Here is a 1,295-nt window from a genome sequence, read left to right as displayed (position 1 = left end):
TGATGGAAACCGCCCTGTTTATCCGGTGGTCTTCATCGACGCGATCCACGTGAAGATCCGCGATGGCGCCGTCGCGAACCGGCCGATCTACGTTGCCCTGGCCGTCACTGTCGAGGGCCGGCGGGACATCCTGGGGCTGTGGGCGGGCGACGGCGGTGAGGGTGCCAAGCACTGGATGCACATCCTCACCGAGATCAAGAACCGCGGCGTGAACGACGTCCTCATGCTCGTCTGCGACGGCCTGAAGGGCCTGCCGGACGCCGTCGAGACGGCGATCATGTCGCTCGACCCCACCGGGAAGGGACAGGCCCGCTGGACCATTGCGCTGGAAGACCGCCCTGAACGCCTTCGACATCACCTTCGACGGCCGACTCTCCGCAGCCCGCCAGTAACCCCAACCACCCCAGTTACACCGCTCGATACGTCCTGGTGGGTCTGTTACAAGACTGTCGAACAACGGCTGATCCAGTCCAGCACGGAATCCGTATTGCTTTACGGATGAGGGATAGCGGGGTTTGTGGTTTGCATCGATCAAGTCTAAGGACTCCCAGCCCTCGACCAGGGATGTCTCCACTGAATTGGAGACATCCTTTTTGAGTCCGTTTGCATCTGAGGAGTCAGCACCGTTATGGGTTCATTCATTTCCCGTCGCCGTATGGCGAAAAATGCTGCAGCTGCGGGAGTTGCTGCTATGTCGATTGTCGGTATGAGTGCAGTCAATGCCCCCACCGCCAGCGCTGACACTTTCTTAGGGGGACGGGTTAGCGCGGAGTACTACCACATCAAGCCACTACACAGCGCTAAGGCACTCACGGTAGCCAGCTTGAACGAAGGGGCTGAGATCCGCCAGAATACGCCGGGAGGAACTAACCTTACTAGTTACCTCGCGAAACTGCAGATGTTCAGGACGATCGACTTCGGAAACGGAGTGGAATCCTATATGCTACTCAAGAACATCAGGGCCACAAATGGCGCTATGGTACCTGGTTGCATCTCCCGGACCGGCCCCTATAACAACGAAAAGCTCGTCATCAAAAAATGCAATGCCACGCCGAGCCAGCAGTTCACGTACAACATGGTGGGTCCTGGCGAGCACTATGAAATCAGAGGCGTTGCCTCTAACTTCTACTGGCACATCCAGAACGCTTCCATGGCGGACGGGGCGAATCTTGTCCAGTACACGGGGCCGGGTGGGTGGAACGCGAGATTCCGCTGGGTTTACGCAGGCGAACTTGCCACATTCAATTAACCTGCCTTCATATGTTCGCAGGGGCGACAAATTGCAGCCACTGAGC

1 protein-coding gene and 1 pseudogene are annotated in these 1,295 nt (G+C 57.8%); both read left to right on the top strand.

What is annotated here, in order from left to right; translation table 11 throughout:
• Positions 1-265, top strand: a pseudogene (locus tag ACFY8U_RS36230) (transposase); the annotation flags it as partial.
• A 363-nt stretch (positions 266-628) separates the two neighbouring features.
• The gene (locus ACFY8U_RS36225; protein ID WP_389576405.1) at positions 629-1,249 is read left to right on the top strand and encodes an RICIN domain-containing protein; all 621 of its coding nucleotides are present in this window, start codon (positions 629-631) and stop codon (positions 1,247-1,249) included.
• The last annotated feature ends 46 nt before the right edge of the window (positions 1,250-1,295 follow it).

The sequence above is a fragment of the Streptomyces sp. NPDC012508 genome, from assembly GCF_042902595.1.
GTDB lineage: Bacteria > Actinomycetota > Actinomycetes > Streptomycetales > Streptomycetaceae > Streptomyces.
This window is presented reverse-complemented; position numbering and strand designations above follow the sequence as displayed.

Excerpts from the sequence above, each read along its gene's own strand:
- ACFY8U_RS36225 (WP_389576405.1), top strand. The coding sequence starts at position 629 with ATGGGTTCATTCATTTCCCGTCGCCGTATGGCGAAAAATGCTGCAGCT.